This is a genomic window from Pseudomonas sp. MTM4 (assembly GCF_019355055.1).
Taxonomy (GTDB): Bacteria; Pseudomonadota; Gammaproteobacteria; order Pseudomonadales; family Pseudomonadaceae; genus Stutzerimonas.
The window spans coordinates 2,220,784-2,234,456 of sequence record NZ_CP048411.1; the positions used below are offsets into that span (position 1 = coordinate 2,220,784).

The 13,673-nt window shown below is 54.1% G+C and carries 10 protein-coding genes; 9 read left to right on the top strand and 1 reads right to left on the bottom strand.

Annotated elements, in window-relative coordinates:
- The first annotated feature begins 11 nt into the window (after positions 1 to 11).
- The 3 genes from GYM54_RS10145 to GYM54_RS10155 all read left to right on the top strand — a co-directional run bounded on the left by GYM54_RS10145 (position 12) and on the right by GYM54_RS10155 (position 4,886).
- A complete protein-coding gene (locus tag GYM54_RS10145) occupies positions 12 to 2,915 on the top strand; it encodes a glycoside hydrolase family 19 protein (RefSeq protein ID WP_181104881.1) in 2,904 nt (967 codons plus the stop codon).
- On the top strand, positions 2,912 to 3,739 hold the full coding sequence (locus GYM54_RS10150; RefSeq protein WP_181104883.1) for a hypothetical protein: 828 nt from the start codon (positions 2,912 to 2,914) through the stop codon (positions 3,737 to 3,739). The genes GYM54_RS10145 and GYM54_RS10150 overlap by 4 nt, the downstream gene beginning before the upstream one ends.
- A gap of 103 nt (positions 3,740 to 3,842) precedes the next feature.
- Complete coding sequence (locus tag GYM54_RS10155) at positions 3,843 to 4,886, top strand: tetratricopeptide repeat protein (RefSeq protein ID WP_181104885.1); 1,044 nt, start codon at positions 3,843 to 3,845, stop codon at positions 4,884 to 4,886.
- Between the two features lie 437 nt (positions 4,887 to 5,323).
- Here GYM54_RS10155 and thiO read toward each other — a convergent pair whose 3' ends face one another.
- Positions 5,324 to 6,418 (bottom strand): glycine oxidase ThiO, encoded by a 1,095-nt coding sequence (gene thiO / locus GYM54_RS10160; RefSeq protein WP_181104887.1) that lies wholly within the window; start codon positions 6,416 to 6,418, stop codon positions 5,324 to 5,326.
- A gap of 160 nt (positions 6,419 to 6,578) precedes the next feature.
- Between thiO and GYM54_RS10165 the strand changes: the two genes are divergently transcribed.
- The 6 genes from GYM54_RS10165 (at position 6,579) to GYM54_RS10190 (ending at position 13,672) form a co-directional block, all read left to right on the top strand.
- Entirely contained in the window at positions 6,579 to 7,085 is a 507-nt protein-coding gene (locus GYM54_RS10165; RefSeq protein WP_181104889.1) for a GspH/FimT family pseudopilin, read from the top strand.
- Between the two features lie 189 nt (positions 7,086 to 7,274).
- Positions 7,275 to 7,754 (top strand): GspH/FimT family pseudopilin, encoded by a 480-nt coding sequence (locus tag GYM54_RS10170; protein ID WP_131651866.1) that lies wholly within the window; start codon positions 7,275 to 7,277, stop codon positions 7,752 to 7,754.
- Between the two features lie 8 nt (positions 7,755 to 7,762).
- Positions 7,763 to 8,311 carry a type IV pilus modification protein PilV gene (gene pilV, locus GYM54_RS10175; RefSeq protein ID WP_181104892.1) on the top strand — a complete coding sequence of 183 codons (549 nt, stop codon included), beginning with the start codon at positions 7,763 to 7,765 and terminating at the stop codon, positions 8,309 to 8,311.
- Positions 8,308 to 9,159, top strand: coding sequence for a prepilin-type N-terminal cleavage/methylation domain-containing protein (locus GYM54_RS10180; protein ID WP_181104894.1), 852 nt, complete (start codon positions 8,308 to 8,310; stop codon positions 9,157 to 9,159). The genes pilV and GYM54_RS10180 overlap by 4 nt, the downstream gene beginning before the upstream one ends.
- A complete protein-coding gene (locus tag GYM54_RS10185; RefSeq protein ID WP_131651869.1) occupies positions 9,156 to 9,833 on the top strand; it encodes a PilX N-terminal domain-containing pilus assembly protein in 678 nt (225 codons plus the stop codon). The genes GYM54_RS10180 and GYM54_RS10185 overlap by 4 nt, the downstream gene beginning before the upstream one ends.
- Positions 9,830 to 13,672: a pilus assembly protein gene (locus GYM54_RS10190; RefSeq protein ID WP_257626593.1), complete on the top strand. Its 3,843-nt coding sequence runs from the start codon at positions 9,830 to 9,832 to the stop codon at positions 13,670 to 13,672. Before GYM54_RS10185 ends, GYM54_RS10190 begins: the two co-directional genes overlap by 4 nt.
- Position 13,673 lies beyond the last annotated feature (1 nt).

Here is a 13,673-nt window from a genome sequence, read left to right on the forward strand (position 1 = left end):
CAGGACAAGTCATGACAGGGCGTCGCTTCAGAATCGTTGAAAGTGTTGGCAGCCGCATCGAAGACGTAAACCGCTACGAGGACCTGGCCAAGCACCACCCTTCAGCCGGCCGTGAACCCAACCGGGACTACGAAACCATCAGTGGCCAGCTCGAGGAGGTGCGCCATGTCGGCGGACGCACCCTCGTCAAGAAGGATTTCGTGCTGCTGGTGGACGGCAGCAACCGGTCCATCCCGGTCCCCAGCCCGCTGGCCGGCTATGCCAAGACCAGCCGCGCTTACGGCACGCTGAAAATTTATGACGCCCCCACCAATGGCCAACTGATCGGGCAGATCCTGCACCTCCACCCCACCTTCAAGGTCAACGATGGGGACGCTATCACCTACGGCCAGCACATCGGCCTCCAGGCCGGCACGGACCGGTCGGGCGCACAGAGCTACGCCATCCACGTTCACGCCGAGCTCGAAGAAGGTGATTTCAAACGCTACCTCGCGGACATGGCGAACGGCACCCTGAACCCGGACGATGCCAAGCCGGACGTTGCCGAGGGCGGCAAAAGCGCTGCCAAGGATGACTGGTGTTATCCCTATACGCCGTCTGCGGGCCACTCGCTTCAGCATCTGACCGCCCTGAGCAAGGCCAAGGCCGGGTTCTACCCCATCGGTGGAAACGGCCTGTGGCATGGCGGCATTCACCTGGACAAGGGCACCTCCGAAGCTTTCGACCAGAGCCGTATCAACTGCATGACCCACGGCGAGGTGGTCGCTTACCGGATTGATGAGGAATACCCCGTCAGCACTTATGCAGGTAGACCACCGTTCCAGATACGGGCACCGTTTTCTACAGGCTTCGTCCTGGTCCGGCACACGTTGCAGGCCAAGGTCCCCGCCAGCGACGACGCGTCGAAGCCCAAGCCGCCCGCGCTGACGATCTACAGCCTGTACATGCACCTCAAGTGCTGGAAAGACTACCGCCAGGACGAAAAACTGGAGCGCCCGGCGTTCTGGGGATCCGGCATGTATACCGTCAACACCCGCAGCGGCGAGCTCAACGTTCGCGCCGAAGCCTGCGGCAATGCCTCGATAGTGGGCAAACTCAGCAAAGGCACCCAGATCCGCGCCTCGGGTGAAGGAGCGTTCCTCAAGCTCGAGCAGGTGGTCGGTGGTAACAACGAACCGGCGTTGACACCCGGGGACGACGGGAGCCTACCCGGCTATATCTCCGCGTCCTTCCTGACGGCCCAATCACAACCCAAGACCTGGGGCACCGTGGTGCTGCTGGATCCGCCCGTGCCGATCAAGGCGGGCGACCTGATCGGGCACGTAGGGAAGTACCAGAACCAGAGCGACGGCTCGCCCCAGGACCTGCTGCACCTGGAGGTCTTCAGTTGTGAAGACGTGCCGACGTTCATCAGCGAAAGCCGTACCTGGGCACAGAACCTCCCGGAGGAGGAAAAGACCCTGCTCAAGGTCCACGCCGGCGCCAGCAAGCTGATCCCCCATCGTGATGACATCACGGCCGAAAATCCGCCGAAACTGACCGACGACGGAGCCGAGATAGGCGTTGACCTGATCCTGCCGCAGAGCCTGCTGGATGCGTTGCCCGCCGAGGCCAAGATCAAGATCCCGGCCAGCAACACGGCAACCGGCTGCTCGCCCGAGACCAACTGGTGGCGCCTCGATGACCTGCTGGCCGACAAGGATGGCCAACCCATCAACGGCTGGCTGGCAGAGCAGGAACTCATCACCACCCGTCACAGCCCCTGGGAATGGGAAGGTTTTGACTTTCTTGAGGATACCGATACCCCCAGTTCGGGGCTTGCCTACTACCTCAACGCGGCTCGCCGCCTGTCCGACGACGAAACGGCCAGCTACCAGGGCGCGATCGACCAGTCCGACAAAGGCCCGGTACGCAGCCGTCTCTACGACATCATCGACACCAACCGCGACGGCAAGATGACCTCGGATGAGATTCAGGCGGCCCTGCAAAAGCCCTGGCAGGCTCAATCCATCTCGCAGCTCGTCACCCAGCATGAAAGCGAGTGGTTCTGGGAGGTTTCGCGCTGGGACGAACTCGATGATCTGATGGGCCACAGCCCCGATGATCCGAATCAGGATTGGGTCGAAGAGAAGAACCGCATCAAGACCCTGAGCTGGTGGGGCGATGTGGCCGGCAGTCTGAAGCTGGATGCATCGGGCAAGGCTTGGCATCTGCAGCCCATTGGACTCCTAGCAACCTTCTCATCACCGCGAACCGAAGAAATCACTGTCTCCTTCCTAGAAAAAATACTCAAAAAGCCAGGTGATTGGTTCACCGGACGCGGCGGTCCTAGAAGTTTCGTTACGCGCTTCCAAGAGAACTATCCTGCTATTTACAAATTTGACAAGGAGGAATTCGTAAAGATATTGAATGCTGCCTTGACCAGACATGGCATCACCACAAGTTACCAAAAAGCTCACTTTTTGGCTCAGTGCTACCATGAGTCGGCACACTTCGAGACAACAATTGAGTTTGCTTCAGGGGAAGGATACAACCCTGGTCAACATCGTAATGCAATACGCAGAGGAAATACAGAAATGGGAGATGGCCCAAAATACAAAGGAAAAGGGCTGATCCAACTCACCTGGAAAAACAACTACGCAGCGTATTCCAGATACCGAGGGATAAAATTCATAGACTCTCCGGGCCTAATTGCATCAGATATGTACAATGCGGTAGATGCATCCTGCTGGTTCTGGCGGAACATTGGAGGAATATATAAAAAATATAATGCCAATGGCGATATTAACGTGTTAATTGAGCATGAAAAAAATAATGTCGATCTAATTACTTTGGCCGTCAATGGTGGATACAATGGCTTAGCTGAGCGAAAAGAAATTTTTGCGGCCATTAAGAGAGAATGGAATTTGACATGACGAAAGAAAAAATTAATATCCATTCTCGAGCTGGTTTTATTTATTGTTTCCTGGCAGGCGCTGTCCTTTTTGTTTTCACGAGCACGTTTGCAGCCACGAATAAAGAAAAAGCTACAATGCTTTCCGTCAATGACTCTGGGACGGAGCTCTCAATTACAGCCTGCCACGAAGGCATGTGCAAAACCATTACAATCCCAGAAACCATGCTAGATACAATAGATAATGGATATAGCCAAATTTCATTAGAAGACCTGACATTGGATGGGATCTCGGAGGTAATTCTGACGCATAACGCAGAAGGCAGTGTGAACGCTTGCTCCAAGGTCTATCGATACGACAGTGAGATTGAAACACTACGTTCCATGGATAAACTTCAAAGCCAGCTATGCAATTATTCTATAGAAAATGACTATCTAATTAGCAGCTACAGAAGCGGCGCAAAGTGGCATGAAGACATATACAAAATAAAAAACAATGATCTCATCCTGACGATTTCTGACAGTTGCATAGGATGTGACTATATCAATCGCGCCCTTTACCTAGATGGAAGAAAAACAGAGAATTTGCTAGTCAAGAATAGTCCCGACTATCGGCTTCGCGCCCCGATCTCAACAACTGTTACTTCCGAAAAAGCCACTCTCTACAGCGAGCCAAACATTAACAAAACTACTAAAATGTATTTGATCAACGGCGACGTGGTAGCCCTTACCGACGCGACATCAGATGAAAATTATTTTTGGTACAAAATTCGCTACGTGACAAAAAAAGGCACGTTAATTAACGCCTGGCTACACTGCGAAGATATAAATTTCTGCGAACAATGAATTTCATTTTTCAGAAATCTTCACACAAGAATTCTTAAAATTCTTCTAAAAGTATAAGTTATAAAAAATAACCCTATTTAAATTTAATTAATGAATCCTAAAAGTGCATTCCAATACATTCAGCGTGTGGCGCTTTTCGCTGACCTCGGCCCTGATGCTGGCCTGTGCTGTAGCGACGGCGGAAACGATACGGCCTGAAGGTTTGTCCTCGCTTCAGGAGCTGCGCATCGCAGACGATGACGACGCACGTGCTCAGCGCCTGCAGATCACCGACCGCACGGGCGCTACGGTGCTCGATACGGACAAGGTCCTGCCGCGCATTGAGAACGCCTCTACCCCTCAGAGCTACGATGGCTATATCGCCAACCTGATCTCTGAACGGCAGGGAGAGCTGGCGGTGACCGATCTGCAGAGTGAGCACCATACGCTGCTTTCGCCTGCGGCCCAGGCGGGGGATTACCTGATGCTCATCACCCGAGAAGAGGGAAATGGGGCTTATAACTTCAACCTGAAGTTCAGATATGACGGCGCCGCGAAGTCGTTCGACCTGACGCAGATCCTGTTGAATGAAAACAACACCGAGTGTGACCAGTCCCTGCTGAGCACCCATGCAATCGACAGCAGGGCTCTCGGCTTCGCGTCGATCGCCGATTTCGACGGTGCTCGCGCCTTCGGCGCTCTGAAGGACTTGCGCCTTGCGCACCAGACCTCGGGGCTGGCGGCGGAAAAGCTGATGCCGAAGATGGCGTCCAGCAATTTCGACGCCGCTCTGAAGGCCTACAAGGCGGGTAACGAGGGCGAACTGAAAACCCTCGTCAGCTACTTCATGGCAGGGGATGAGGATGGCGCATGCCATCCCGAGAGCTACATCGTCGAAAAATACTACTTCCCGCAACAGGTCGGCTGGTCCAACGATCTTGGCTTCCTGTTCGAGCAGGCGGGCTATTATCCGGAGGCCGCCGAACTCCTGAAACACATTACCCTGAAACACCCGGACAGAGTCGTTGCCTACCTGAACCTAGCGGACACGTATTGGGCATTGGGCAAGCGAGCACAGGCCCAGGAAGCTTATAACCAGTATTACCAGAGAATGGCCGCCACCCAAAAGCAATCAAAAATTCCGCATCGAGTCATTTCGAGAAAGTAATGCGGGGTATGAAGTCAGCGCTTCTCTCTTGCTAATGTTCTCTAGCTCCCTCGCCGCCTTGAACATCCGCAGTTCCACCAACCGACCATCCTCTAGTAAATAGCCCTATAAAGAACAGCCCACCACAGGGAATTTTCTTATCGTCAACACCTCGGAGGGAAGCGCGCACAAGGAAATCTTGAAATTCAAGAATCACAGCTATACCTACTCAGTCTCTCAAGATTTCGTTAGTCACCTGACAGTACAAAGAGATTATAAAGTGACCTTTAGAAAGTATTGCGAGGCAAGCGGCAATGTCTTTTTAAGCCGAGCCGCCAGGCAAGGAATCGAAACAACTGCGAAGAACTCTGAGGACTTCAAATGAGAATTTCAGTCAGTGGTCCGTATGCAGATGCAACGAAGGGTCACTGCATTGTGTCCCGATCCCATTTATAAAATCAGAACCGCCCGGCGGGAGCATACGGATCTGGGTCGATAGCGGGCGCGCGCTCAAGCATCAGATCCGTTAGCAATTGGCACGAAGCGGGTGCCAGCACCAGGCCGTTACGGAAGTGCCCGCAATTGAGCCAGAGCCCATCATGTCCCGGCACCGGCCCGATGTAGGGGATGCCTTCAGGCGAGGCGGGACGCAGCCCTGCCCAATGCTTGACCACCTCCGCATCTGCCAGGGAGGGAAGTAGATCGATTGCCGTCGCTCTAAGACTTTCGAGGGCATCCCCGGTTGGCGTCTTGTCAAAGCCGGCGTCCTCAAGTGTGCTCCCAACCAAGATATGGCCATCACGACGAGGAATCGCATAGCGCCGCTTGGCCAGCACCATGCTCGGCAGGAAATCGTCGGTGCATTTGAACAGGATCATCTGTCCTTTCATTGGCTTCACCGGCAATTCCAGCCCCAGCGTAGCGAGCAGTTCGCCGCTCCAAGCCCCAGCCGCGACAACAACCCGATCAGCCAGCATTTCGCCCTGCGCCGTCTCGACTCCGAGAATCCGCTCGCCATTACGAATGAAACCGGTAACCGGGCAATGCTCGATCACCTGCACGTTCGGTAGCTTGGCAAGCGCCACTCGCAAAGCGTCCAAAAGGCGCGGGTTACGCACGTTGGCGACGTTCGGCATGAACACCGCGCGTAAGAACCCCGTTCCCAACGACGGAACGAAGGCACAAACCTGCTCCATCGGTACTCGATGCAACGGACGACCCTGCCGCCCGGCCCAGTCCAGCGCCTCCTCTTCGTCATCCAGATCCAGCCAGTAAAGCCCGGTCTCGTACACTTCCGGATCGATACCGGTTTGCTCGAACAGACTCTCGCCAAGCTGCGGATAAAAATCCTGCGACCAATGAGCCAGAGCCGTGATCGCAGGACTGTAACGCCATGGGTAAAGCGGAGAAACGATTCCGCCACCGGCCCAGGAGGCTTCGGTGCCGACTCTTCCGGACTCCAGCAGGACAATAGTCTGCCCCGCATTTGCAAGACAGTAAGCCGACAACAAACCGATAACGCCGCCACCAACGATGATGGTTTCTCGTTCCACATGCTCCTCCGAGACTCTGGTTCACATTTCCAGCCATTAGCTCTTGGACTGACGCCAATACTTGTCTAAAAGCTTCCTTTCGCCGTCCTGCGGGTCGGTCGAAGCCAGACGGCACCGCCATCAGGAAGGCGGCACATCATACGTGCAAAGGAACCGCACCATGCCGAACAAGGATCAAGGCTTTACTCTCGTCGAATTGCTGATCACCATCTCGCTGATTGCAATCATCAGCTCCATGGCCATGCCAGCACTGGCCGACCTCATCGCTTACAGCCGACAGCAGGCGCTGCTCACCCAAGTGCAGGATGCCATTCAGAACGCACGCTCCAAAGCGGTACTGCATCGTCAGACGGTCGTACTCTGCGGTACCAGCGATGCAGCCAGTTGCAGCAGCGACTGGAGCAAGGGTTGGCTGACCTTGGTGGAAGCGACCCAGGAAGTACTGGATGTGACTCAACTACCCACCGCCGATGACCTGCGTTGGAGCGGCTTCGGCGATAGACGTATACGCTTCCATGCCAACGGTACCAGTCCTTTGAGTAATGGGCGTTTCTACCAGTGCCACAAGCAGGCTGTTGCCTGGCAACTGATTCTTAGTCGACAGGGCCGCTTGAAGCAGGGAACTCCGGCAGATAACGCAAGCAGAGCCTCACTCTGCAGCGCCTGACTGCGAATGACAAACATCGCCGCTCCATCCTCAAAGCATGGCTCCAGTCACGCCGGAGCCACCTCATAAACCTGATAATCGTCCCGACAGCCGGTCATCATCACAAATGCACCGACCATCCCGGCATAACGGACAAAGCGCCCGAGCCACACCATTATCAACCGCTCAAGAATTCAAACGGAGCGCACCATGTCACGCCGCAGCGACATGCATGGATTCACCCTGATCGAACTGATGATCACTCTTGCCCTGCTGACCATAGTGTTAGGCATCGCAGTGCCCAACTTCACTGCGTTCATTCAGAAAACCCAGCTGCAGGGCCAGACCGACGATCTGATCGCCATCCTGCAGTACGCGCGTGGAGAAGCCGTCACACGCCGGACCACTGCCGAAGTACTCGTCGATGACGATGGCCCTTGGGTGGTACGCGTTGCTGGCCAATCCGCCAGAGAGCTAAGTCACACCACCAGCCAGGCCAAAATGGATGCAGATGTCGCAACCATTACTTATCGCGTCAACGGTACTGCCACCCCTGCCCTGATTACCGTCTGCCGGGACGATTCGCCCGAAACGGCCTATGTCGTGGAAGTACGAGCGAGCGGCGCGCCTGTTCGCCATGAGCGCGGCAAAGGCGCCGATGGTAACGCCCTGACCAGTTGCACGTTATGAGGATCGCCATGAGCAACAACAGAGGCTTTAGCTTGATCGAAGTGATGGTCACCCTGGTACTGACCACCATCGGCATTCTCGGCATGGTTGCCATGCAGGGCCGCAGCATTCAGTACACCCAGGATTCGTTACAACGAAACACAGCAATCATGCTGGCCAGCGACTTGGCCGAGATCATTCGCGCCAACCCTGGTGAAGTATTCACGAGGACCCCGCCGGCCGAACCCGTGTATAGCGGCTTCAAGAACACTTCTCTTTTTTACAAAGACAAAGGCAGTGATTTCACGACTGCTCCGGCGGACTGTGTCGCCAACCCTACGAGTGCCATCGAGATGCGCAACTGCTGGGTAGAAACCGTCGAAGCCTCTCTGCCTGGCGCTGAGGAACTCCTCGAATCTGCCTTCTATATCTGCCGCAGCTCCACACTCGGGACCTGTGACGGCAATGGCTCGATGCTGGAAATCCAGCTGGCCTGGACCGTCAAGGCAGGTGCCTGCCCCGATGATCAAGCGCCCAACGCCACCACCTGCATCTACAGAACGCGAGTAGAGCTATGAAAATTTCCCTCGTGCCCCAACAGAGGGGCATCTCCCTGATCGAACTGCTCGTAGCGCTGGCTATCAGCAGCTTCCTGCTACTCGGCATCTCCCAAATTTACTTGGATAACCAGCGTAACCACCTATTCCAGCAAAGCCAGTCCACGAACTTGGAAGGTAGTCGCTTCGTTGCGCTGATGCTCAACGACTATCTCGGCAAGGCAGGCTATCGTCGAGATCCAGCGCAACTGCTCGAAGATGCATTTCCCGAAGTATCGGCAAATAGTGACTGCGAAGCGTTTGCCAAAGGCGCAGTCATTGCTCCCACCAGAAACTCACTCGGTATCTGCCTGCGCTATCAGCCGCTCGTCAGCGGCGAACCTGACTGCCAAGGTGACGACAGCAAGGCGTTCGACGACAGCAAGCCCTTCAGGGCTCCGCCTGAAAGCGCTCTTATCACCTTGGCACTCAGCTACACGCCAGCCACCGAACTGCATCAGGGCTTGCTTGAATGCAAGAACCTTAACGCAAAGTCCCCTGGATCAATGGAACTCCTGGCAGGCATCGCGGATATGCGACTTGAGTTCGGCCTCGGCAGCAAGGACATGTTCGAGAAGAAACTGACGGAAGACAGTGGTCGGTTCATTGATGCCAGCACATGGACGATCAATAGCGGCCCGATCCGAGCAGTGCGTTACTCGATACTACTAGCCAGCCGTGAAGAACAACGCGACGGTGAATCCGCCATATTCGATGCATGGCTGGATAAAGCAGACACCACAAGCAAAGCCCGTCTGACCGCAGAAGACAAGAATCGCATCTACCAGGTTGCCAGCAGCACCCAGACGATCAGGAATCTAATGCCATGAAAGCTTTGAATCACGCCCGGCAACGGGGCGCAACCCTGCTGGTTGCGCTGGTCATGCTGCTAATTCTGACCGTTCTAGCCGTATCCAGCATGCGCGGCGTCGTGCTGGAGTCGCGAATAACGGGGAACAGGGCAGAGACCCAGCGCCTGCAAACCGCCGCGGAGGCCGCGCTACGCGAAGGAGAGTTCCGGTTCTATGGTCCAGCGTATCTGCGCGACAAGCTCGAGCCCCGAGAATCCAATTGTCAAAAGGCAAACAAACTGCAGGCCAATGGCGCCAACCGCCCGTGTCTGCTGGCAATAACCGCAGCAGAAGACCGCCTGGACTTCGTACTCAACCCATTACTCTTCCTGAAAAACAGCTCTGCGGATAACAAGACAGGGGCAGATAGCGATGCTGCTGCAAACACCGCTTTCATAACTTGGATGCCATATCGGGGAACAGTGCCAGGGGAGAATGAAAGCGATGAAAGCAATGTGACCAGTAGCGACCGCAACGCTTACTGGAATACTCATCTGATCGCCATGAACGAAGATGAATCCTCATTGAACCCTGAATACGGCGCAGTCATGGAAGGTCGGGGAACCTACTTCTACGTAGTAAATGGACAAGCGGCAGACGAATGGGCAGTGCAATCCACTACCGCGAACATCTATCTCGGCCTGAATAATTGAGAGTTGAAGAAATGAAAGGAAGACAGGTCAACAGCTCGACCACTTTTATCATGAGCATCATTGCAGGAACCGCTCTAATGAGTGCGGCAATGAACTTACAAGCAGCCGTATCGCAAAGCCCGCTCAGCCTGACGGTAGGTGTTCCACCTAATATCGTTTTCACGCTTGATGAGTCGGGCAGCATGTCTTGGGGTTTTGTCCCTGACGCCATAGAGAGCCAAGTCATAAGCGGCAGCACCATAACACGCTTATATGCAGCACCAGAATACAACCCGATGTATTACAACCCCAACATCAAGTACATAGCACCGCCATCATTCGACACGAATGGCGATAAAATCGAGCTAACAACATCCTTCACAAACGCGCCCATAAATGGTTTCAGGCCAAACGACGGTAAACTTGACCTGTCCGATCACTATAGACCTACGGGAAAAGAGTACCGTATGCCGAGCGGCACGCACCAGCGAGCCAACAATCCAAGCAACGATTTCAGTGTATCCATATCATTTTCAAGAAATGAGACAAAAACCGAAACCAGTGCTGCAGGAATAAAGTTCAAAGTAACCCGATCCGGAAACAGCTACACATGTACGATTGAGCAAGCAGGCCCAGTCCTGAACAGTAGCGACTTTTCCTGCATAAGAAACAACAATATCTACACCGCTATAACACCAGCATACTATTATATTTATGATTACTCACTCGCCAGCAATTGCGATAAAACGAAAACAAGCTGCTACAATCTCGTCTTCGTCAGCGACAGTGAGAAGACGAATTTCGCTATCTGGTATTCGTTTTACAGAACAAGGGCACTGGCGACCTTGTCCGCCACCAGCTTGGCCTTTGCCCAACTTTCTCCGACTGTCCGTTTAGGCTGGCAAAATCTGGCATTGTGCACCAGCCTCAACGGGGGTGACACCAAGAACTGTAAAGACAATAAGTTCCGCCAATATGATGCTCAACATAAGGGACAATTCTATAGCTGGCTGAAAGATGTATATTTCAACAGCGGCACACCTCTACCAGCCGCAATGAAAAGGGCCGGCGAGTTTCTCAAGGAAGACGTTGCCTGGCATAAATTCCCGAACACTCGCGTCTCATCCGATAAAAACACATCAGACAATACATATGCCTGCCGACCAAGCTATCACATACTTATGACAGATGGGATGTGGAACGCCACTACTAGCAATCCCAGCTCTTTTAGGCATGACGGCGTAGACATCAACTTACCTGACGGCAAGAAATACACCCAGCAACGCCCATATCAAGACGACACATCCAGTACACTTGCGGACTTGGCAATGCATTACTGGACCACCGACCTTAACACTAAACTAGACAACAGAATCAGTCCTTATTTTGCTGACAAGGAAGGAACGGATACTGAAAAATACTGGAACGCGAAAAATGACCCTGCCACTTGGCAGCATATGAGCAACTTCATAATGGGATTGGGGCTTACCAGTTCAATGAACGCTAGCGGCCTGCCATGGGAAGGAGATACGTTCTCGGGAGGCTACAAGGCTCTATTGGACGGTACGAAGAGCTGGCCCAAAGCATCATCAGGCTCGAATAATAACGTTTACGATCTATGGCACGCGGCAATCAACTCTCGCGGCGAGTTCTTTAGCGTTGACAGTCCTGACGCCATGGTTTCGGCCTTTGATGAGATTTTGAACCGGATTGCAGAACGGAAATCGACCGCAGCTAGACCTGCAATCAGCTCAGGGCTAGTGATCGACGACACTGCTACCAGCGTTTCCTACCAGACCACCTATGCCAGTGACGAAAACTGGTCGGGTGATTTGAAGCGATTTTCCAAAAAGCTGGTAAAGAATGATGACGACCAATACGTAATTGAAAATACACAAGACTGGAGCGCGCAGAAACAGCTTCCGACTCCCGGCGGCCGCACGATAAAGATATCTAACGAAAATGGCGCAGATACCAGCAAACTCAAAGACTTCAAGGCCGGTAATGCAGGCGATCCTGAAACCAAGGGCACCCTCGCCTACGCCCTGAACATAAATCCCGAAGTCGCCGGTGAGTCAGCGGACGGTAGATGGCAAGAACGGCTTAGTTATCTCCGCGGGGATAGCAGCAACGAAGGTTCTAACGCAGGTAATTTCCGCCAACGCACTGCGGTACTGGGCGACCTATACGGCTCCAGTCCTGTCGTGGTATCAGGCGCCCGCTATCTGGAAGGCTTCGCCAATCGACTGGAAGGGCACATCGACGCTAATGGAGCTGTGACTCCTGGCGATAGCTCGTACTCTGCGTTCTTGGCAAAAACTAACGGAACAACAGACGGAGCGGTCAAACGCACGGGACGGGTCTATGTCGGTGGCAACGACGGTATGCTCCACGGTTTCAACACTGAAACCGGCGTCGAGGAATTTGCCTTCATTCCTTCCGCCGTTTTTGACAAGCTCAACAAGCTGACCGGTAAAAATTACAGCCATCAGTTTTATGTCGACGGCTCGCCTGTGGTAGCAGATGTCTACGATCACGATAACAAAAGGTGGCGCACCATTCTGGTCGGCACTTTGCGTGCCGGCGGCAAGGCGCTATTCGCTCTGGATGTCACCAACCCTGGCAGCGAACAATTACTCTGGGAATTCGATGCGAGCGATATCGAAGATGAAGATGCCGTCAAGCCAGGCTACAGCTTCGCTACCCCGACCATTGCCCGCCTGCATAATGGTCGCTGGGCCGTAGTTACCGGGAACGGCTATGAGAACGGTGCCAGCGATGGCAAGGCAGCGCTTTACGTCATCGACGCCGTGACCGGCAAGCTGACCAAGAGCCTGGAAGTCTCGGGAACCGATGGCGTGGCCAACGGACTTTCTAGCGCGGTGCTGGCCGACTACAACGCCGACGGTATAGCCGATTACGCTTATGCAGGTGACCTGCAGGGCAATCTCTGGCGTTTCGATCTCCTACCTACAGAGAACTCTGATGCCGATGGCGATGGAAGTCTGGACGCTGCTCCTCTTTCTCGCGATACGCTGGGAACTGTAACAGCGGAGGCGTTCAACGTCGCTTACGGCGGAAAGCCGATGTTCGCCGCAGCGTCCAGCAAGGATGCCGCGGCCCAATCGATTACCGCCGCGCCTACTCTTATCCGTCATCCCAGCCGCATTGGTTATCTGGTGATTTTCGGCACCGGCAAGTTCTTCGAGGCAGAGGACAAAGATGGCGTCAAAACCCATGCCCAAAGCATCTACGGAATATGGGACACCAAAACCCGCGCGGAGAGCACCAGCGCATTCACCATCCAGCGGACTGACGATGAGGCCAATGGTCACTTGGTAAAACAGACGATCATCGAACAATTAACTGGAACCTATACCCAAGGCGGGACCAACCCGGCTCGCACGATCTCGAATAATCCTGTGCAATGGACTACGTCCAATGCCGATGGCGTTGTCAGCGTTAATAAGTATGGCTGGTATCTGGATCTGGCAGTAAACAAGGACGAGTTCGAAGGCGAGATGCTGATCGAGAAAATGTCCACCCTCGGCCAGACTATTTTCTTCCAGACTTTGGTCCCCAACGATGACCCATGCGCCGATGGCGCCAGTAACTGGACCTACGCACTTAATCCCTTTACCGGCGGCAAGACTCTATTCCATGCTTTCGACCTCAGGCACGTCGACAGCAATAATGTTGTACATGTCGTAAGCGGTATCAAACAGGACGGTGAAGGCGGCATTACCATTTCACAGAACCCCGACAGCGGTTTCGAAGCCTGCACCGGCCTGGTATGCCAGACGATTTACCCGGACCCATCCAGTATTGGCCGCCAATCTTGGCGAGTAATAGGTAATTGAG

Excerpts from the sequence above, each read along its gene's own strand:
- GYM54_RS10145 (WP_181104881.1), top strand. The coding sequence starts at position 12 with ATGACAGGGCGTCGCTTCAGAATCGTTGAAAGTGTTGGCAGCCGCATC.
- GYM54_RS10150 (WP_181104883.1), top strand. The coding sequence starts at position 2,912 with ATGACGAAAGAAAAAATTAATATCCATTCTCGAGCTGGTTTTATTTAT.
- GYM54_RS10165 (WP_181104889.1), top strand. The coding sequence starts at position 6,579 with ATGCCGAACAAGGATCAAGGCTTTACTCTCGTCGAATTGCTGATCACC.
- GYM54_RS10170 (WP_131651866.1), top strand. The coding sequence starts at position 7,275 with ATGTCACGCCGCAGCGACATGCATGGATTCACCCTGATCGAACTGATG.
- pilV (WP_181104892.1), top strand. The coding sequence starts at position 7,763 with ATGAGCAACAACAGAGGCTTTAGCTTGATCGAAGTGATGGTCACCCTG.
- GYM54_RS10180 (WP_181104894.1), top strand. The coding sequence starts at position 8,308 with ATGAAAATTTCCCTCGTGCCCCAACAGAGGGGCATCTCCCTGATCGAA.
- GYM54_RS10185 (WP_131651869.1), top strand. The coding sequence starts at position 9,156 with ATGAAAGCTTTGAATCACGCCCGGCAACGGGGCGCAACCCTGCTGGTT.